This is a genomic window from Shewanella sp. 1180_01, from assembly GCF_052850535.1.
Genome location: NZ_VXCT01000021.1, coordinates 1 through 19,611 on the forward strand (window position 1 = coordinate 1; position 19,611 = coordinate 19,611).

The window sequence follows — 19,611 nt, forward strand, 5'->3', positions numbered from 1 at the left end:
GGTGCAGCATCGGTATAACCCGCCTCTTTCACTAAAACATCGAGCGGCACTTGCTTACCTTTACACACGAACACACCGCGCACATGCACGATACAATGCAGGCCACGTTCGCTCACAAAGCGTTGTTCAATATAGAAATATTTCTCATCCCAACCGACGACTTTGGTTTCAATTTCAAAGGTTTTTAGCGGCTTGATATCGCGAATATAAGTAAACTCGGCGGCGTTAACTATCGGCATCCACTTCAACTTTAAGAAACGTTTCAATAGACCCATCTCGGCCAGCATATAAGTCCGCGCCAGATCCATAAACGCGGGATAGCGGGAATTAGTCAGATGGAAATTGATATCGCAGTCGCTCGGTAAAGCACGATACGTGATACGGCTTGTCCCTAAAAAATCGATCTTACGGCAGTGACGCGTGCGCCAAAATAACAACCAAAACAAACGAAAATACAGATTCATAACGAGTCGCCCTTGGAATAAGAGCCACAGGCTAACAGAGGTCATACCACAGGGCAAGCGAGATCTATGTCACAAAAAAGGCGTCAGATGACGCCTTTTTATCGTTAGCAAAACTAAATGCTCAGAGAAAATCAGCCCGTTATAATGGGCTGATTTATCAAGGTGAACAATTGCTTATCTAGCTTATCTAGCTTATGCAGCAATGCCTGAATGCCTTAACAGGGCATCGATATTCGGCTCACGTCCCATAAACTGTTTGAACAAGTCCATAGGTTCGGCTGAGCCACCCATTTCGAGGATATTGTGCAGAAAACGACGACCCGTTTCAGGGTTGAAAATCCCTTCCTCTTCGAAGCGGGAAAACGCATCCGCCGACAGCACTTCTGCCCATTTATAGCTGTAATAACCCGCAGCATATCCGCCCGCAAAAATGTGGGCAAAACCATGTTGGAAACGGTTAAAGTCTGGCGGCGTTAATACGGCTACCTGACGACGCACTTCGTCTAAGGTTTCTTGAATGCGCGCGCCTTTAGCGGGGTCGTATTCGTGGTGCATTCTAAAATCGAACAACGAGAACTCAAGTTGGCGCAGCATCATCATGCCAGATTGGAAGTTTTTCGCCGCCAGCATCTTATCTAACAAGGCTTTAGGTAATGGTTCACCCGTTTCGAAGTGGCCAGAAATTTCGGCTAATGCCTCTTCCTGCCAGCACCAGTTTTCCATAAATTGGCTCGGTAACTCGACCGCATCCCAAGGCACACCATTGATACCCGACACGCCTGCAACATCGATTTGGGTCAGCATGTGGTGGATACCATGGCCAAATTCGTGGAACAGGGTCGTCACTTCATCGTGGGTAAATAACGCAGGTTTACCATCAATCGGACCATTAAAGTTACAGGTCAAATAGGCCACTGGCTTTTGTAATCCATTTGCGGTTTGACGGCGCACACGGCAGTCATCCATCCAAGCACCACCACGTTTACCTGTGCGGGCATATAAGTCGAGGTAGAAACTGCCTCTGTGTTCGCCGGTTTCGTCGAAAATATCGAAGAAACGCACGTCTTTATGCCAACGATCAAGGTCTTTTTGCTCAACGATTTTAAGGCCGAACAAACGCGATACTGTGTAGAACAAACCCGAGAGCACTTTATCTTCAGGGAAGTACGGACGCAGGATTTCCTGTGAAATCTCATACTTATGCTGCTGCAACTTCTCGGCATAGAAACTTAAGTCCCAAGATGCCATTTCGGTCACGCCGTATTGTGCCTCAGCAAACGCTCTCAGCTCGGCCACTTCTGCCTTAGCTTGATCCTTTGAGCGCAGCGCTAACTCATTTAAAAATGCCATCACCTGCGCCGGCGTTTCAGCCATTTTCGTCGCTAGGGATTTGTCGGCAAAACTGTCAAAACCGAGTAACAATGCAAGTTCGTGGCGCAGCGCTAGAATTTCGTCCATCAGCGGGCTGTTATCAAACTCGCCAGCATTAGGACCTTGATCCGAGGCGCGAGTAACGAAGGCGCGGTAACACTCTTCGCGAAGACTGCGGTTTTCGCTGTAAGTCATGACAGGTAAATAAGAAGGGAAATCTAAGGTAAACAACCAACCGTCTAACTCACGCGCATCGGCCATCGCCTTAGCGGCGGCTTTGGCAGACTCTGGCAGGCCAGCAAGTTCCGCTTCATCCGTGATTAACTTAGTCCAAGCTTGGGTCGCATCCAGTAATTGATTCGAAAAGCCACTGGTGAGCTCAGAGAGACGTTTGACCATTTCGCCATAACGCACTTTTTGCGCATCATCTAAGCCAATACCCGATAGTTCAAAATCGCGCAGGCTGTGCTCTATCACCCTCTGCTGCGCTTGGCTCAATTGAGCAAATTCATCCGATGCACGCAGGGCCTTATAGGCTTGATATAAACCTTGATGTTGGCCAACGTAAGTACCGTATTCCGATAAAAGAGGTAAACAAGCATCGTGGGCGGCACGCCACTCATCTGTGCTGGTCACTGAATTCATATGAGAAACCGGCGACCAAATTTGGCTTAGTTCATCGTCAACCTGTTCTAATGGCGCGACCAAGTTGTCCCAAGTGTAAGGACCTTGATTCTGCAGCACTTCATCAATCTTAGTGCGGCACTGAGCAATGGCATGCTCAACGGCGACTTGAATATGTTCCGGTTTAATCTGTGAAAAAAGCGGTAATTTTGCGCCGCTAAGCAAAGGGTTGCTCATATTGACTCCTCAACAATCTGTATCACTTATAGATAAGGGCTAACGGGCTATTTATCAAGGCGAGAAAACCGATTGCCCCCTTCGAACGCCTTGCTAACGCTATTTCTGCTTAAAAAAAGTGAACTCGTTCGCATTTAGCATTTACGCTTAATGTACCTAAGCATTATTGTCGGCTTGATCGCAAATCGAATCAATTCGCATTAACACTTATCTATGGGAAAGGTATTCTCGCCCTAACAAACGCATTTCTACCTAAATCAGCAAAAATATGGCAACACACTCAGTAAAACTGATGGCGAGCATCCTCTGCACTTTAGGCATCAACGGCCTTAGCTACAACGCATTCGCCAATGAGAGCCTAGAAAGCATAGAGAGCATTTCAAGCGCCGGATTGCCCAGCCAGAATAGCCAAGCCTTAGCTGTAACACTGGATTTAGGTTGGGACAGTCAATACGTCTCACAGGGTCGCAATAATCTGCAAGATGGCGGCATCTATTGGCTGAATACCGCAGTCCAGCAAGACAATATCACCGCCTACGCTTTAGTCGGCCGCGGCGATAGTCAAGCCTACACTGAGTGGAATATCGGCCTTGAATATGGGTTCGACGTGGCCGAAAACCTAGAGGCTAATGTGGGATATCAACGCATTGAAGGCTACAGCAATAGCCGTTGCCACGATAACGAGTTATTTGCCGAACTCGCTTACACAGCTGAACCTTGGCTAGTACCATCGGCAAGTTATGTCTATTCCACCGAGGCTGCGGGTTACTTTGTTGAAGTGAGTTTACACAGCTATTGGCATGTCACAGATCAGCTCAGCCTCACGCCATACATCACTCAAGGGTTTGATTTTAAATACCGCACAGAAGAACACGATGGCCGCAATAACTTGCAATTTGGCCTCGAAGCCAGTTATCAGCTGTCATCCTACATTAGTATCGATGGTCACATCAGCTACAGCATTGCCCAAGGTGATATTGAGCAAGAAGCGATGGCGAATGGCGATATGAACTCGCAAGATGAAACCTATGCCGGCATCCACTTTGCGATGACGTTTTAACTCCATTCTTAGCGCCGTGTTTTTTAGCTCAGTGTTTTGTAGCGCCGTATTACAACCTTCCTCTGTCAATTTATCCCGCTCCATTTGGCAAAATAACGCTCACTAACTACACTCAAAACGTCGACGGAACGACTCACCATTCATATCGATTTTACCGAGGAACAGGGAATGTTAGCCCAGCACTTTTATCTCATCCGCACCACCGTTATTGCCTTACTTCTACTTTTTCTCCCAGTTATACACTCGGCTGACGCACGGCAATTACTTGAACTTGAGCCTGAATCTGAACCGAGTCTAGAGTCCTTATCGCAATCGACACAAACCGCGCCTTTGCCCCTAGGCACCTTGCTCGACAGTGAGGGCAAACCGATTAATCTGCCTAACCAAGTGCAAAGCAGTTTCGAGTATTCGGCTCCCACTCTCACGCCGACTGAGTCATCCAAAACCACTAAATCAACTAAAGCCACTCAATCGACCAAAGCCGCTAAGAGTAAAAAACTCAGCCGCAAGCAACAACTTGCCAGCCGTGAACACGTAGCCAATGATCCCAACTGTCGCTGGCTCGATAAACGTATGGATCAGTTAGAAGCGCAACTCGGCGGCAAACAAGATAATGCCGCTACGCATCAAGCCGACGAACTCAGCGCCCGCCAAAAGGAATGGCAATGTTTGAAATGTGACGCAGAAGGTCCCGCTCAAAACGATCACTCTAATTGCCAATATCGCCGCTAGACGGCGACCCGATGAACAGCTAATGCCCAGTTCGGGTAAGTGTAAAGCTCAGGATCTTTTTCAGTCAAAGTACGGTCTTATGCGTTAGTCATGCAATGGGCTGGTCTGTTATCGCAAACACCCCTACAATGACCTTCTGCTGTAAAGCATCTCATCCTTGAAGTAAGACGGAGAAACTCATGGCTCAACATTTTGACTATATCTGCCTAGGCGCAGGCAGCGGCGGTATCGCCTCAGCAAACCGAGCAGCAATGCGTGGCGCTAAGGTTCTACTCATCGAAGCCAAACACGTAGGTGGCACCTGTGTAAACGTAGGCTGTGTACCGAAAAAAGTCATGTGGTATGGCGCCCATGTTGCCGAAGCGATGAACCTTTACGCCAAAGATTATGGTTTCGACGTCACTGTTAATAAATTCGATTGGAATACCTTGGTCGAGAACCGCGAAGCCTACATTGGCCGCATTCATGATGCCTACGGCCGTGGTTTTGCCAACAACAAAGTGACCCTGTTAAATGGCTACGGCCGTTTTGTCGATGGCAACACTATTGAAGTGGATGGCGAACATTACACTGCCGATCATATCCTTATCGCCACTGGCGGCGCGCCGACTATTCCGAACATTCCTGGTGCCGAATACGGTATCGATTCCGATGGTTTCTTCGCCCTACGCGAGCAACCAAAGCGCGTTGCCGTTGTTGGCGCGGGTTATATCGCCGTTGAAGTCGCTGGCGTGTTACACGCTCTTGGCAGTGAAACTCACTTATTAGTGCGTAAACATGCGCCGCTGCGTAACTTTGACCCCATCTTAGTTGATGCCCTCGTTGAGGCCATGGCGACCGAAGGCCCAACATTGCACACCCATAGCGTACCAAAAGCTGTGGTTAAAAATGCCGATGACAGCCTGACATTAAGCTTAGAAAACGGTGAAAGCATCACAGTCGATTGCCTAATTTGGGCAATTGGCCGTTCACCTGCGACGGGCAATATCGGCTTAGAAAACACCGAAGTGCAATTAGATAGCAAAGGCTATGTCATCACTGACGAGCAACAAAATACCACTCACAAAGGAATTTACTGTGTCGGCGACATTATGGCGGGCGGCGTAGAGCTCACCCCAGTTGCGGTTAAAGCGGGCCGTTTGTTATCCGAGCGTTTATTTAACGGTATGACAGATGCCAAAATGGATTACAGCCTGATCCCAACCGTTGTATTCAGCCATCCACCCATTGGCACTATGGGCTTGACCGAACCAGAAGCCCGTACTCAATACGGCGACGATAACGTCAAAGTGTATACCTCGACGTTTACCTCAATGTACACCGCCGTTACGGCCCATCGCCAAGCCTGTAAGATGAAGTTAGTCTGCGCTGGCAAGGACGAAAAAGTCGTCGGTATTCATGGTATTGGTTTTGGTATGGACGAAATCCTTCAAGGTTTCGGCGTCGCCATGAAAATGGGCGCAACTAAGGCCGATTTCGATGCGGTTGTTGCTATCCACCCAACGGGCGCTGAAGAATTCGTTACTATGAGGGGTTAATGTAGAAAACCCACCTACACACGTTTTTTCTGTAGAAAAACCTAGCAAGGCCAGAATTATTTCTGGCCTTTTATCTCATGAAGTTTATTTCGATATCTCACATCAACATGATTGCCTAGAGATGGAAGTTCACTTAAAATTCTTCTGACTGCATATTGTATGAATGATAATGTAGATATTTTCCTATACATACGATATGTGCCAGATTTTATTTATTTTTTCTATATTATGCAACCACATCCATTAACATTCTACTTTATACACCAATTAAAACATGGACTAGCATCATTTGATGTAAAAATATTTATCTGCAGATTAAATTCATATTTAAGAATCGGTTATATGACAATGAAATTCAGGACTTATGATGCATAATACTTATAAAAAAATTCCTCCGATTTTATACGCGCTCATATTTATAATTTTTTTACATCGTGCTCAAACTTCATTTCAGGCGAAACACCATTACCTTTGCCTTATGAAGAAAGAGAGTTTATTAAATTATCTAAGCTAGTATCAACAATCCCTAACATTACCTATTCAAGCGGTGAGAGAAAAATAAAATTCTATGTAGTGGCTTTCGATGGCACGCAAAATAATCAGTACGATTTTGATAAAAATTCAGAACGTGAAACTATTGTGGCCTACTTGTACAATTCCCTCCCAAAAAACTATCAGGGAAATTATTATTTCGGGCCTGGATACAAAGACATTATAGATTCTGTGCTGTGTACTACATGCGTAAGTAAGGCTGAGACAGCAATTAAAGACATAAAAAAGAAGATATCAAATGAATGGGGAGGCATCCCGAATCTTGAAGTTAGAGTTATTGTCTTAGGCTTTAGTAGAGGTGCAGCAATTGGACGACACTTTATGAATTTATTAGATGAGAATTTCCAAACAAGCCTATTAGCATCTATAACGTCTACAGAGCCTTTAGTTAGAACTACCGCAATAATGTTCGATACGGTTCCGACAAGTGTATCAGATAAACTTCAATTATCTATTTCAGAATCTACTGACTACTTTATACATATAATAGCAAAAATGAAAGAAGAGACTTATTTTATGGTGTAAAAGACTATGATCCAAACTTCATTACACTACCCATTATATATGATGAAACTGAATTTCACACATGTTCAAAAAGTGAAGTAAAGTCATCAAGTAGACTTTTTCAAATCGAACTACCTGGTTCCCACTCAGATATAGGCTCCTCATATAAAAATGGCATTGGCACGCTTTATCGTAATTATGGGTTGTTTATACTCTCCAGTCTTGGATTAATCCATGAAAATCAATTTCAGATCGAAGAGTCATTTTATTCACAAGGATATCATGATTCTCGAGGATATATTGACATAACTAAATCAGCAATTTTTGGAGAGAGACCAATTAGAAAGTATATAAATATATATTCAAAACCACTAATACCAGAAGAGATAGTACTATTGAATGAAAGATTGAACTCTATGTATCTTTCTTCCGCACATAGTTTCATCACTGACACAAAAGAAATACGGCCTATTGTTTTTGATGTATTTAAGAAAAATAATGAATTAACAATCATAGATAATCATAGTGGCATTAAAAGAAGTGACATTAGCTACAGTTATGCAGATGCTTCACATACAATTAAATATCGCTTCAATGATTCAAATAAAGCATCATTAGTAACGATCCATAAAAATATTTGGGAGCAAATTCCAAACAACGAAATGTCAAGAATTGAAATCATTTTGCTAAAGAATGGCAACGTCAACAACCTGTATTTTTACATAAACTGCAAACGTGTACTCGAATATCACTGAGATCTAATGATGATTATTAAATAATCATTAGGTAGATTTCACCCCAAAGAGCCCACTGTAAACGATAAACCTCATTTGCAAGCGCTCAAACTGCCCAAATTGGTACATTACAGGCCTTAGGATCTTGATAGCAGTAGCAGATACTGGATGAACCAACAGTTATTACAAAGTTCATCCAGTGGCTTACTTGATAAAATCAGACGACGTACATATAGGTGGTGAAATCATCACTGAAACGGACCCTATAGAGTTTCTGAATGGCCGAAATCTAGGGTCATTGCCTACTATTTATGACCAAAACTGGGGATATGTTGCACCAGTAAACCACTGGTTCATTCATCTTAAAGCAAACAAACGACTTGAAAATCTAAGTTCCTACGCAAGAGCGCTTTTGCATTATTGGAATTTTCTAGAATCAGAAAATTTAATCTGGGATGACTTCCCATTAGCAAAAGGTTTAAAGCCTACATATCGATATAGAAATGACAAACTTCTCAAGAGTGTAAAAGCTGGTGAGCTCGCATACTCAACTGCCAACACGTATATGACACATGTCGTCCAGTTTTATTTATGGGCAGCACATGAACGTTATTACCACATCAGCGAGAAACACAAACCCTTCGAAATAGAATTTGTAAGAATACAGAGAAGCGACATGCTGGCTCATATGATGCCTAAATTTCTGGTCCAAACTACAGATTTACGCATCAGAACGCCGAGGGATGCAACCAGCAATAATATTCGGGGGCTAAAGCCCTTAACTCAAATTGCACTCACTCATTTAGCTCTACATTTACGTAATGTGCCTTGCGAATTTAGGCTGATCTGTTTGCTCGCAGCTCAATCCGGCTTACGTATCCAAGAAGCGTCAGGATTGACTTTGACCGCACTAGAGCAATCGGTTCAACGCTCAGGTTCTATAACTCATTTCGAGTTAACAATAGGACCAAGTAATGGTGTACCTACAAAATACAATAAAACTCGAACTATTGAGATAACAAGTCGCCTTTTATCAGATTTGAAAACTTATGCCATTAGTGAGCGGCGAATGTGCCGACTTGACAAACTTCTTAGCAAAATTGAGTTCCACAAAGGCATCAATGACATAAAAAAATCCCACTCTGTTCATGTCTCAAAGGAAAAACTCGACGCCCTGACCACAGCCCAGCGAAACGAACCCTTATTTATTAGCCAACAAGGTAATCCATACGACCCAAACACGATAGGCTCTCGCTTTGGAGAAGTTCGCCGCTCAATAATTAAGTCAGGAATACAATTTGAGCATAAGTTTCATGATCTTAGATGTAGTTATGCAACCTACCGACTACATAGCCTACTTGAAGCAGGTATTGAGCCTGCGAATGCACTGAGCTTACTGATGGGGTGGATGGGACATAAGAATGAATCCACAACATGGAAGTACTTGCAGTACCTCAAAAGAAAAGAAGCATTAAAAGAGAAGATATCTGTACTAGACAGCATTATGCATCAAGCATTAGAGGACGCTAATGAGCAAGACATTGAAATTAATAGCTCCCTGGGTTGAACATCTTTGTATTCCCATACGAAACGGAGCAAACGCACACACACTCTTGGACTTTAATCGATTTCGGTATCGCGGGGTTCCTAAAACACATGAAATAAAGCTGGGAAATGTTCAACTATTAGACCGTGATGATATAGCACAGAAACTGTTTATCACAATTACGGGCAGGGAAGATGCTTCACCAGCAACCAAAGGTAACGCATTCACCGCAGCTAGAAGACACTTTACGTTTTGTGATGCGCAAACTCCCCCGCTTCAACCGCTATCGGAAATGGCATATGTTAAAGAGCTAGAATATAAGTCCATTCGTCAGCGAAGAGGAGAAATCAAAGATAGTACAGAAAGCAGGCAACGGGCTGATTTATCATCTTTATACCAGTGGCTAGATCTCCCGGTTCGGAACATTTATCCACAAAGACTACGATCGGGTTGCACTCAAACAGAGCCAACTCGCGGCTATAGCGATGCAGATCTAAAACAACTGCTTCCGTTGCTAAGAAGTATTTTTAAGCAATTGTACCAGCAATTTATTACCGACCCAGAATTTCATATTCAAGCAAGTTCAAACGCTCACACAATGGTTTTTTCTTGGAAGGGCAAAGATTATCCAGTAGCCGGTGGAGCATCAAAGATTTTTTATGCCGCAACATTCCTTCTAAGTTATTACACGTGGAGTAACAGCACCGTCCTATATAGTTTAAGACGCCCACAAACTAGTACACACGTCATATCAAGTAATTGGTATCAAATGCCAGCATTTAAGCGAAGAGCGTTTAAAACTATCACTGTAGAGCTAGGGGATCATAACAAGCTAGAAATTCCTAAGTATGCAACCCAGTTTTTTGACCAATTAATGACTGTCTCAAAACTGGTCGATCCTAAACCTGATGGTTTGCTGTTACCTGCTTACAGCTACCGAAAAAGAAAAGTTCAGATGATGAGTGGATGCCTGCTCAATGACTTCAAAGCAAATTGGTTAACTAAATATTTCCCAATGACTGATGAACGAGGAGACGTATTATGGCCAACACCAAGGAGATTCAGAGCAACGGGTAGTCATTTAACTTTGGCACTAAAAGGCACACTGGAAGCTGCGATTCTTCTGGATAACACACCTAGAACTATCGCCCTCGCATATTCAAGTGGTAACCCTCATGAAAACGATCTGATGAACCGTGATACAAGCCAAACTTTGGAACAGATCGTTCGCGACAGACAAGGTGTGGAGTTAGCAAAACAAAAGGTCAGAGAGGCACAAAAAGTGGAAGTACTTGCCTATGAAGCGTACATCCGACGAGCGTCTCCTCCCATTCGTAGTGCTCACGGCAGTTACTGCAAAGATTCTATGGGCGCTATGGCTGAGAAGTTTACATCAAGAGCACGAGCACATGGACTCATAACTGAGAATGAAAATCTAGCATGTGCCGATTTGCTCAAATGTTGGAGTTGCGGACATCAAGTACTTGTCGAATCGGTGACTGACTTATGGTGTGCTCTTAGTTTTCGCGAATGCATTGAAGAATCGGCTTGCCTGCATATAGATAACGCTCATTATCAGAAAAATTTTGGCGAAGCCTTAGCAAAGATTGACCTCCGCTTAAAACAATTAAGCCCCAAAGTTGTACAGCAAGCCAGAAGAAAATTAGCAGATGAAGGTCGTCATCCCCTGTGGATGGATATAGATAGTGCCAATATTAGCTGAGGACAAAATGAAACCACTATTACATTTGCCAATTGAAAAGCCTAGTTCACTCAATCTTTACACCCAAGATGTGGAACGATTAGTCAAAGAGCGTAACTGGGACAAATTGAACCAAGTACCTGTATGCATAGATCAACATCAAATATTAAGAGCATACTTTGGTCAAAATCGCTGGGATTGTAGCCCATATGCCTCTGATAAAGGTAGTGATAAAAACCAAAGAGAATTTGATTTTTCTTATTTAGCTGACTCTCCTAACTTACTTCTTGAAGCAAAACTAATTGCCTATGGCTGGTTATACGAACAAGGGCATTGTTTTGGACAAAAATGTAAACTATCCACATTAACATCTAGGTTTAACATCGGATTAAAAAAATCGTTAGTCAGCTTAAAAAATAACGGGGCTAATAGTTTTAGCGAATTAAACAACCACGATGTTTGGCAAAAATTTGAAATAGATTTGCAAAATGAGTCATTAAGTAAACGCACGCTTGAACTTGCTTTCACCGCTCTTCAATCTGTGGAAAGGCTGAATCCATGGCTTCCTTTTGAGATATTGCTACCAAATACCAACTATAAACAGTTAGCGAGAAAGTTGGCAGATCAAGAAAAATTGGATCATAGACAAGCACTCGCCATACCGCAAAATTTAGTGAACCTACTTTACGGCCAAGCTGTCAGTGACGTAGAAAAAGCATGGCCACATAGAAAAAAACTCGCCCAACTCGAACGCGATTTACAATCAAACTATGATATTGGCCGTGCAGCAGTAGACTATAAGCTAGCCATCGGTAGATGGAAGTGGCTTTATGATGTGGAAGGCAGGCTTAATAGCAAAAAATACGTTGAGGAAATCAACAAAGCGACTCCTCGTTCGCAATCTGAAATCATCATGGAACATCTTGGTGGAACAGGATTACTACCAGATAATAGTGTTGATGGGAACTGGCTATTTACATGGCGAGCGAATCTTCAAGCCGCTTGTTTTGTGTGTTGTGGCGCATTCAGCGGGATGAGAGTTAGCGAACTGTTTGAACTCCATGAGGATAGTTTTCGAACTTACTCTATCAACGGACAAATATTTCACTCAGTATCGGCGGCAACACATAAGCTTGCTGCTGGTAGAAAAAAAGAAGAGTGGCTCACCAGCCCTATAGTAGAAAAAGCCATATCACTTGCTATCGACATAAGTGCAAGTGCCCGTGAGCAACTTCTAAAACTTGCGACACACAGTCATGATCCTGGGCAAGTTGATAAATTATTGGAAATATCAAGTAACTTATGGCTTAGCCAAGCACAACGGAAAAACTTGCCGATCCTCATATCTCGCACAAAATGGAACGACAAACTAAAAAACTATGCAAAAAGAGTTGGTGCGACCGTTGATGCAAAAGCATTGTCCGAATGCCGCCAACTCAATCCCAAGAATGGCGGGGCCATAGAAGACAAAGTTAAACTGGGTGAGCCTTGGCCTTTCCTCACACATCAATTTCGACGCACTTTTGCATGTTTTGCTGTCCGCAACGGACTGGGGCACCCTATATCCATTAAGCAACAATTCAAACATATCCATGTTCGCATGAGTGAATGGTATAGCAATGGCGCAATCGAATCCCGCCTACAGGATATAAAGGTAGACAGTGAGCTAATTAACTTGCTCAACGAAGTAAAACTTGAACAAACAACTGCGCACTTTGATAAATGGTTCAATGGTGATGAAAAGCTAACGGGGAGCTTTGGTAAGGCTATTGTCGCCATGCGTGACGACAAACCTGTGATCTATAGCAACTGGGATAGCTTGTATCGATTGGTTAAAGAAAAACGATTAACTTTACATGGCACCCTACATAGCTATTGTAAAAATGGCTATGAATGTGACATGGATGGAGTAATAAATGCCGCATTCTGCGTTGATTGCCGTGGCGGCGGTAGCGTCGTGGATGATAAAAAGGCGTCGTGGTGGCAAAAGAAACATCAAGCATTGAGTAGCTATCTGAAGCAGCAATCTGATGTCAGCCATGCAGAGTATGCTCACTGTATTACACAGATTCGAGCAGCCGAGAAAGTGTTGAATGATTTTGGACTGCAATTTGAAAAATATCAGCACCCATTGCAGGTTATCGATTTATGAAAAAGTCAGAAAACACGCTTCTCAAGCTTGAAGCAGCTTTGCAACGAATCATCGAACGAAAAACCAAACGAATACCCGATCACCGTAAATTATCGGTTCGAGCTGTAGAGGAAGAAGCCGGATTGGGAAATGGCAGTTGTTATTACTATCCAGATTTCAAGCTCAGAGTTCAATCAGAAGCACAAAAACTAAAGTGCCTTACGCCTGATACAGCAGTTCAGTCCGACGTCGAGATTTTGAGAGAAAAGCGCAACCAAGAAAGAAAGATAAAAATTCAGTATCGTGAAAAAGTTGCTGTATTGAACCAAAGATTAACTTCAATGGCAGCAGAACATCATCAACTAAGTCATGCTCTAAGGAGTGCTCTTTCACGAATTGAAGATCTTGAACTTCAGATAATTGAGCTCAAACAGAGCCAGATTGTGAGAATCAAGTGATTGTATACCTAAGCTGGTTTTACTGCTCTTTGCTGGCTAAACTAGCCAAACAAACAGAGCCAGGAAAACTTTCACATGTGAAAGTTTTCCTGCTGAACCTCAAAGGCAGAGAAGATGGGTAAAACACTTGAAGACATCATTGCAGAGCAACCTCAAGAGGTTGTTTACGCCGCCGAAGAGATAGCGTCAAAGCAGTTGATTCATCTTCATCTGATCGAGCTACTAAAGCGTATCGGGGCTGATGCAGGTTATCAAATTGATAGCTGTACTATCGATAGCCTACAGCAGTTGAAACAAATTGTTGAATCAGGCGGAGGAAAACTCCGTCTTGATGTTGACCTATCTGACGGCTCACATCACGGCTTTAAGATATGAGGTAATATTGACCATCCGCATACCTATAGCTGCGTAATGAGGGATTATTTTGGCAACGATAGACTTCAATCAAATTCGATCTACACCTAAGAGTAAAAATGACAGCTTTGAATCGCTCGCGATTCAACTTTTTAAAGCACATTGTCAATCACCACAAGGCTCTTCGTTCTTTAGTTTGCGCGGCGATGGCGGTGACGGGGGTGTAGAAGCTTATTACAAAACCCCCACAGGCGATATTCTAGGAATTCAAGCAAAATACTTTTTTAAGCTTGGCAATAGTGAATTTGACCAGATCAAGAAATCATTAACCACTGCATTAAAAAATCATCCAACATTATCTGAATACTGGATTTATATACCATTTGATCTAACAGGTAGAGTCGCAGAAGGAAAAAGAGGAAAAAGTGAAGTTGAAAAATTTGAAGAATGGTGCGATGACATCAAAACTCAAAAACCAAATCTTCATATAAAACTGGTTACGGCTGAAATATCTAGACAGCAGATATTAGAAATAGACAAAAGTGGTGGTTTTGTAGCCTACTGGTTTAACGAGAATACATTAACATCTCAGAAGATACAAAACTGTATTGACTCAGCAGCAGCCTTCGCTGGTCCAAGGTATTGCAGTGATTTAGATATAATTACAGAAGCCCATGATGCTTTAGATTCCTTTGGAGAAGTTTATGATTTTAAACAGTGGCTTGTTAATATTTGGAAACCAATAAAAATCAGTTTCAGGACAAAAGCTCAATATTCAGAAAAGGTATTCTCCCAGACACCTGAAAGCGAGAGAATACTAGCGATACAGCTACTAGAAGTACTTTTAGATAAAACTTCTAGTAAGCACAATATTATTGACCAAACGGTTATTTGTTCAACTTTAGATATCATAAAATCACTTAAGCCACTCTGTGAAAATGCTATAAGACAGCAAGAAAAAAAGTTTTTTGCGGAACACGGTGAAGGTAGTGATACGCCTTCATTTAGACAATTCCAAGCTGAATATATGTGTGTATTCCCTGCTGAGAACCTAGATGCCTCAAGGGAATTACTTGCTTCGATAATAGATATTGAAAATTCTCTCAACAGCCCTCTGATTCAGTCCTGCCACGCTCGATCTTTCCTACTAACTGGCCCAGCAGGTGCAGGCAAGACACATTCTATCGTAAGTTTTGCGAAGAGAAGACTCGACAAAGGCGCTCATACTCTGGTGCTATTTGGGGAGGATTTTGATAACGCGGAACCTTGGGATGTAGTAAGAAGCAAACTAGGCTTTGGCTCCGATGTTGGTCGAGACAGATTACTATCTTGTCTTCAAGCAAGTGCTCAAGCCAATAACCATTGTTTTGTTATTGCTATCGATGCGTTAAATGAAGGAGCAAAGGCAAGAAAGTGGAAAAACAAACTGCCAGAAATAATCCAACAACTAAAGGAATATCCTCGCATCAAGATTGTTGTGTCTAGTCGCGATATATATACCAATTTAGTTGTTGATGAACGATTCCCTGGCTATGCATATAGTCATATTGGATTCACTAGAAATTTTCACGATGTCCTCTCTTCGTTCTCACAACGCTACAATGTTGAAAGTGAGATAACACCTATTTTTACAGATGAGTTACGAAACCCATTACTTCTACATTTGGTCTTCAAAACTCACAAGTCGGAGGACTCTTGTTCTCTTGATGTATCGACTAGTGGCTTCTCAACCATTTTTTCTAAACACCTCAAGCAAATCGATGACTCATTGAGAGAGCGATTAGACTACGTTAGTCCTAAAAATATCGTTAGAGCGGTAATGAGCAAATTGTCTGATGTTCTAGCGCATTCAGAAACCCAAACTATAAATTGGGAAACTGCCGTAAATACAATTAAACCTATTCTAGGAAATGAGCTACTTCCAGAAAGGTTTATTGATGAGTTAGTTAAAGAACAACTGCTAATTTTATCAGCAACTGGCGATGAAGATTTCCTTATTAGGTTTGGTTATCAGCGGTTTGGAGATATGCTGCGCGCATCTTCAATAGTTCAATCCTATCAAGAAACTGGCAATAGTGATCTATCAATCCTTGCAGAAAAGCTGGCGATTTTAACAGATATGGAGAGAGGTGTCTTAGAAGCTCTTGCAAGCATTCTCCCTGAAGAGATCGATATTGAAATCACTGAGAACCGCTTAGGCTTAGACAACGATTTAGCACATAGCCTTTTTGTGAAGTCACTAACTTGGCGTTCAAAGCAAAGTGTTACCCCTGCCATTGAAGAACATATGTTTGGAGCATTAAGAACGGGCGGATTGTGGCAGACTGTTTTTGAAAGCTTATTCCAACTATCTATAGTTCCAAGTCATTATCTTAATGCAGAACGTTGGTTCAAAGATTTTCAATGGCGACAAGACTCTCCATCAAGAGATACCTACCTTTCTGTTGCCTTATCAGAGTCATATAATAAGAAAGGTGCAATTTGGTTTCTAATTGAAGCTTTGGAGAAAATAGAAGCAACCAATTGGCCCGAAGAAAGTTATAAATTAGCATCCTCGGCTTTACTTTGGTGTTGTTCAGCTACGGATAGGCGAGTCAGAGATCAAGCAACAAGATGCCTTGGCTTGCTTTTTAAACAATACCCTGTGATATGCCTGCATGCAGTAAACACGTTTACGGGGTGTGACGATGACTACATACTTGAAAGCCTGATTCAGGCTATGTATACGTCCAGCTTGCTTTCACCTGAGTCAGCAGAGGACTTTGTACAACCATTAAATAAATATATTAGATCAAATAGCGGTTCAAATAACATTTTAATTCGCGAGCATTCCCAGCTATTGAGACAGGAGCTTGTGAAACTAGGGATTGAAGAAGACAGAATATCAAATCAATATGTAACTCCTTCTCTGCCATTAACATGGCCTGTTCTAAGCAATGTGCAGACCTTGCTTACACTAGAAAACTTGCCCTCAAACATGCGCCTATGGGGTGATCAATTAGGTCCTGACTTTTGGCGCTATATAGTTGAACCAAGACTTAGAGCCTTTGACCTACAATCACATAACATAACTCATGAGAATATTGCCTGCTGGATTATGAGAGAAGCCGAATATATCGGCTATCCCGGATATGGTAATGGAGCCCTAAAGCATGACTTGGCAACTCTTCACAAATATGGAAGAGGAAGAGCAAAGCCCGGCTATGCAGAAACCATCGGCAAGAAATGTTATTGGGTTGCTTTTCACCGATTGATAGGTCTGTTAGCTGCCAATGTAGCAACGGCACAATCTCGTTGGGAGCCACAATTAACCTCTGATAGATTTTGGTCGTTAGAACTTAGAAAGGTCGATATATCAGACATAAGAGATTTATCATCAAAGAAAAAATACCCTCTCAGAAGCCTAGTAATACAAGAACTTGAGCTACCAGAAAATAATGTAAACCATTGGTTGCAGACTGATGATTATTTCGTTGCAAGCAACGTACTTGTCTTGAATGACGAGAGCAGTACAACTTGGATTAACTTGAGTTTTTATTCAGAGGTTCACGCTAAACGAGATGAGGACGACGTCTCGTTCGACGCTGAAAGCTTCCTTGGTATATCTAGTTATAACGGCTATTTTGTTGACCCTAGCAACACTGAAGCATTCGAACTCCACAATCATAGTAATGACCACTGCTACCGTGTCTACTTGGCGGAGTACCCTAGAAGCCCAGCTTTCAAGCAATGTATTGCTGAACAAGATACGACTATTTCAGATGACCAGCGAATATTCTCTAGCATTCAACTATTGAGAGGTGGGGAGTGGCAGTACGATTACTCAAGCAATATTGAACAAAGCTCTATTAATATGCCTTGTCCTGATTTAATTGAGAAGATGAACCTTAGCTGGGATCAAGACAGTGGATGGCTCGATGAAAACCACGACTTGGCTGCGTTTAGTCATAACATTGATAGAAATTCTTCTTTGTTTATTAGGAAAGACACCTTAGATAGTTACCTATCTAAGTTTGGTAAATCTTTGGTATTCTCGCGTTTTGGTAGAAAACAGATCAGCCAGGGTTTTGCCAACGATGCAAAATTAATGGAAGTCACTAGTAGGTACGTTTACATGCCAAGCGATTGCTCTTTAAAACGCATTAGCGAAGAGACCGAGTACCTGGGCTTTGAGCCTCGCGAAGAACCGGAGTAAAATTTCTGGAAAATAGCTTCAAATCGTACTCTTTTCAGGAAAAATGGTCACAAAAACTAATTTTTCTGGAAAGAGCTTGAATGCCACACTACAAAAGGCGTTGCAGAAAAATTCCAGACTCTGGGTGTGGAAGTAAGCCAGTACCATGAGGTAAAAGCGATTTTCGCTTTGATTTCATCATATTTAGGGCCAGCTAATGCTGGCCCTAATTGATCACAGATAGCATAAAATCATTAACTCTCACGCGACTTTCCTATAATCTCGACTGAGTACTTTGCATTTTAAACACATAGCGCGGTTATCGCTGCGCCACTGTAATCGGGATGAATAGCCTAATGCTTAAAGAACTCGCGTTCGATGGTTTGTTATTTAGTCCATTAATTATCTTTATCCCCTTAGCTTTTCTGCTTTCCTGCATCACTCGCTTGGTACTCTATCAAACTGGGCTCTATCACAAGCTGTGGCGCGAAGCTTGGTTCGAAGCTGGGCTGTTTATCTGCTATCTGGCGTTGGTCATTTACTTGCTTGGGAGTTGATTGTTCATGGGAAAAATCTTTCGTATCAGCCTCACCCTCATTGTGGTCGCGGTTGCAGGTATCGCGGGACATTGGATATGGTCACACTACCTTTATTCTCCTTGGACCCGCGACGGCCGAGTTCGCGCCGAAATCATTACCATAGCGCCAGATGTATCCGGTTGGGTGAACCAACTGAATGTAAAAGACAATCAAATCGTCAATAAGGGTGATGTGTTGTTCACTGTGGACGATACCCGCTACAAGGCCACGATTGCCGAATTGAATGCCAAAGCGGAAAGCCAAAAATTGGCATGGGAACTGGCAAAACATAAGTACAAACGCCGTATCGGTTTGACCAATGACAACTTGGTCAGCAAAGAAACCTTCGACGAAGCCTTTATCAATACCGAACTGGCACGAACCAGTTATGAGCTCGCACAGGCGCAATTAAATACCGCCAAAATTGACTTAGCGCGGACACAAATTCACGCTCCCGAAAACGGTACTCTGATCAATTTAAGTCTGCGTAATGGCAACTATGTCAGCAAAGGCAACTCGGTATTTTCGCTGGTCAAACAAGATTCTCTCTATATCACAGGCTATTTTGAAGAAACCAAAATCCCCTTGGTTCACATAGGTCAAAACGCCGATGTTAGCCTGATGAGTGGCGGCCATGTCTTGCATGGCAAAGTGACCAGCATAGGCAAGGCAATCGCCAATACTAATGTCACTACTAATGGACAGTTATTGCCGCAAATCGGCCAAACCTTTAATTGGGTGAGGTTGTCGCAGCGTATTCCGGTCGATATTCAGCTAGATAGCATTCCTAAGGACATAGAGCTGAGCGTCGGCATGACAGTTTCCATCCAGCTACAGACTGACAAATAGTCA

General features: G+C 42.6%; 14 protein-coding genes. 12 read left to right on the plus strand and 2 right to left on the minus strand.

The features are described from left to right. Together FW758_RS12380 and prlC are read right to left on the minus strand one after the other, a co-directional pair. The coding region (locus tag FW758_RS12380) for a thioesterase family protein (protein ID WP_446445540.1) at positions 1-464 on the minus strand (464 nt) is incomplete at its 3' end. A 192-nt stretch (positions 465-656) separates the two neighbouring features. Continuing rightward, positions 657-2,696, minus strand: coding sequence for an oligopeptidase A (gene prlC / locus FW758_RS12385; protein ID WP_446445541.1), 2,040 nt, complete (start codon positions 2,694-2,696; stop codon positions 657-659). A 268-nt stretch (positions 2,697-2,964) separates the two neighbouring features. Here prlC and FW758_RS12390 point away from each other — a divergent pair, with 268 nt between their 5' ends. The 12 genes from FW758_RS12390 to FW758_RS12445 all read left to right on the plus strand — a co-directional run bounded on the left by FW758_RS12390 (position 2,965) and on the right by FW758_RS12445 (position 19,608). Continuing rightward, on the plus strand, positions 2,965-3,756 hold the full coding sequence (locus FW758_RS12390; protein WP_446445542.1) for a hypothetical protein: 792 nt from the start codon (positions 2,965-2,967) through the stop codon (positions 3,754-3,756). A gap of 168 nt (positions 3,757-3,924) precedes the next feature. Continuing rightward, on the plus strand, positions 3,925-4,488 hold the full coding sequence (locus tag FW758_RS12395) for a hypothetical protein (RefSeq protein ID WP_446445543.1): 564 nt from the start codon (positions 3,925-3,927) through the stop codon (positions 4,486-4,488). Positions 4,489-4,667: 179 nt separating this feature from the next. Beyond that, positions 4,668-6,026: a glutathione-disulfide reductase gene (gene gorA / locus FW758_RS12400; RefSeq protein ID WP_432344323.1), complete on the plus strand. Its 1,359-nt coding sequence runs from the start codon at positions 4,668-4,670 to the stop codon at positions 6,024-6,026. A 471-nt stretch (positions 6,027-6,497) separates the two neighbouring features. After that, positions 6,498-7,103 carry a hypothetical protein gene (locus FW758_RS12405; RefSeq protein ID WP_446445544.1) on the plus strand — a complete coding sequence of 202 codons (606 nt, stop codon included), beginning with the start codon at positions 6,498-6,500 and terminating at the stop codon, positions 7,101-7,103. 912 nt (positions 7,104-8,015) lie between these two features. After that, positions 8,016-9,383 carry a site-specific integrase gene (locus tag FW758_RS12410; RefSeq protein WP_446445545.1) on the plus strand — a complete coding sequence of 456 codons (1,368 nt, stop codon included), beginning with the start codon at positions 8,016-8,018 and terminating at the stop codon, positions 9,381-9,383. Further along, complete coding sequence (locus FW758_RS12415) at positions 9,346-11,085, plus strand: hypothetical protein (RefSeq protein WP_446445546.1); 1,740 nt, start codon at positions 9,346-9,348, stop codon at positions 11,083-11,085. Before FW758_RS12410 ends, FW758_RS12415 begins: the two co-directional genes overlap by 38 nt. A gap of 7 nt (positions 11,086-11,092) precedes the next feature. Continuing rightward, positions 11,093-13,216 carry a hypothetical protein gene (locus FW758_RS12420; protein WP_446445547.1) on the plus strand — a complete coding sequence of 708 codons (2,124 nt, stop codon included), beginning with the start codon at positions 11,093-11,095 and terminating at the stop codon, positions 13,214-13,216. Then, positions 13,213-13,653 (plus strand): hypothetical protein, encoded by a 441-nt coding sequence (locus FW758_RS12425; RefSeq protein WP_446445548.1) that lies wholly within the window; start codon positions 13,213-13,215, stop codon positions 13,651-13,653. Before FW758_RS12420 ends, FW758_RS12425 begins: the two co-directional genes overlap by 4 nt. A gap of 114 nt (positions 13,654-13,767) precedes the next feature. Continuing rightward, complete coding sequence (locus FW758_RS12430; RefSeq protein WP_446445549.1) at positions 13,768-14,028, plus strand: hypothetical protein; 261 nt, start codon at positions 13,768-13,770, stop codon at positions 14,026-14,028. Positions 14,029-14,077: 49 nt separating this feature from the next. Further along, positions 14,078-18,202, plus strand: coding sequence for a hypothetical protein (locus FW758_RS12435; protein ID WP_446445550.1), 4,125 nt, complete (start codon positions 14,078-14,080; stop codon positions 18,200-18,202). Between the two features lie 335 nt (positions 18,203-18,537). After that, a complete protein-coding gene (locus tag FW758_RS12440) occupies positions 18,538-18,738 on the plus strand; it encodes a DUF1656 domain-containing protein (protein WP_432320644.1) in 201 nt (66 codons plus the stop codon). A gap of 6 nt (positions 18,739-18,744) precedes the next feature. Next, positions 18,745-19,608 (plus strand): efflux RND transporter periplasmic adaptor subunit, encoded by an 864-nt coding sequence (locus FW758_RS12445; protein ID WP_006084695.1) that lies wholly within the window; start codon positions 18,745-18,747, stop codon positions 19,606-19,608. Positions 19,609-19,611 lie beyond the last annotated feature (3 nt).

Bases quoted from the DNA above. Each gene is read 5' to 3' on its own strand.
- FW758_RS12445 (WP_006084695.1), top strand. From the start codon at position 18,745: ATGGGAAAAATCTTTCGTATCAGCCTCACCCTCATTGTGGTCGCGGTT.
- FW758_RS12440 (WP_432320644.1), top strand. From the start codon at position 18,538: ATGCTTAAAGAACTCGCGTTCGATGGTTTGTTATTTAGTCCATTAATT.
- FW758_RS12395 (WP_446445543.1), top strand. From the start codon at position 3,925: ATGTTAGCCCAGCACTTTTATCTCATCCGCACCACCGTTATTGCCTTA.
- FW758_RS12430 (WP_446445549.1), top strand. From the start codon at position 13,768: ATGGGTAAAACACTTGAAGACATCATTGCAGAGCAACCTCAAGAGGTT.
- gorA (WP_432344323.1), top strand. From the start codon at position 4,668: ATGGCTCAACATTTTGACTATATCTGCCTAGGCGCAGGCAGCGGCGGT.
- prlC (WP_446445541.1), bottom strand. From the start codon at position 2,696: ATGAGCAACCCTTTGCTTAGCGGCGCAAAATTACCGCTTTTTTCACAG.
- FW758_RS12390 (WP_446445542.1), top strand. From the start codon at position 2,965: ATGGCAACACACTCAGTAAAACTGATGGCGAGCATCCTCTGCACTTTA.
- FW758_RS12415 (WP_446445546.1), top strand. From the start codon at position 9,346: ATGAGCAAGACATTGAAATTAATAGCTCCCTGGGTTGAACATCTTTGT.
- FW758_RS12425 (WP_446445548.1), top strand. From the start codon at position 13,213: ATGAAAAAGTCAGAAAACACGCTTCTCAAGCTTGAAGCAGCTTTGCAA.
- FW758_RS12420 (WP_446445547.1), top strand. From the start codon at position 11,093: ATGAAACCACTATTACATTTGCCAATTGAAAAGCCTAGTTCACTCAAT.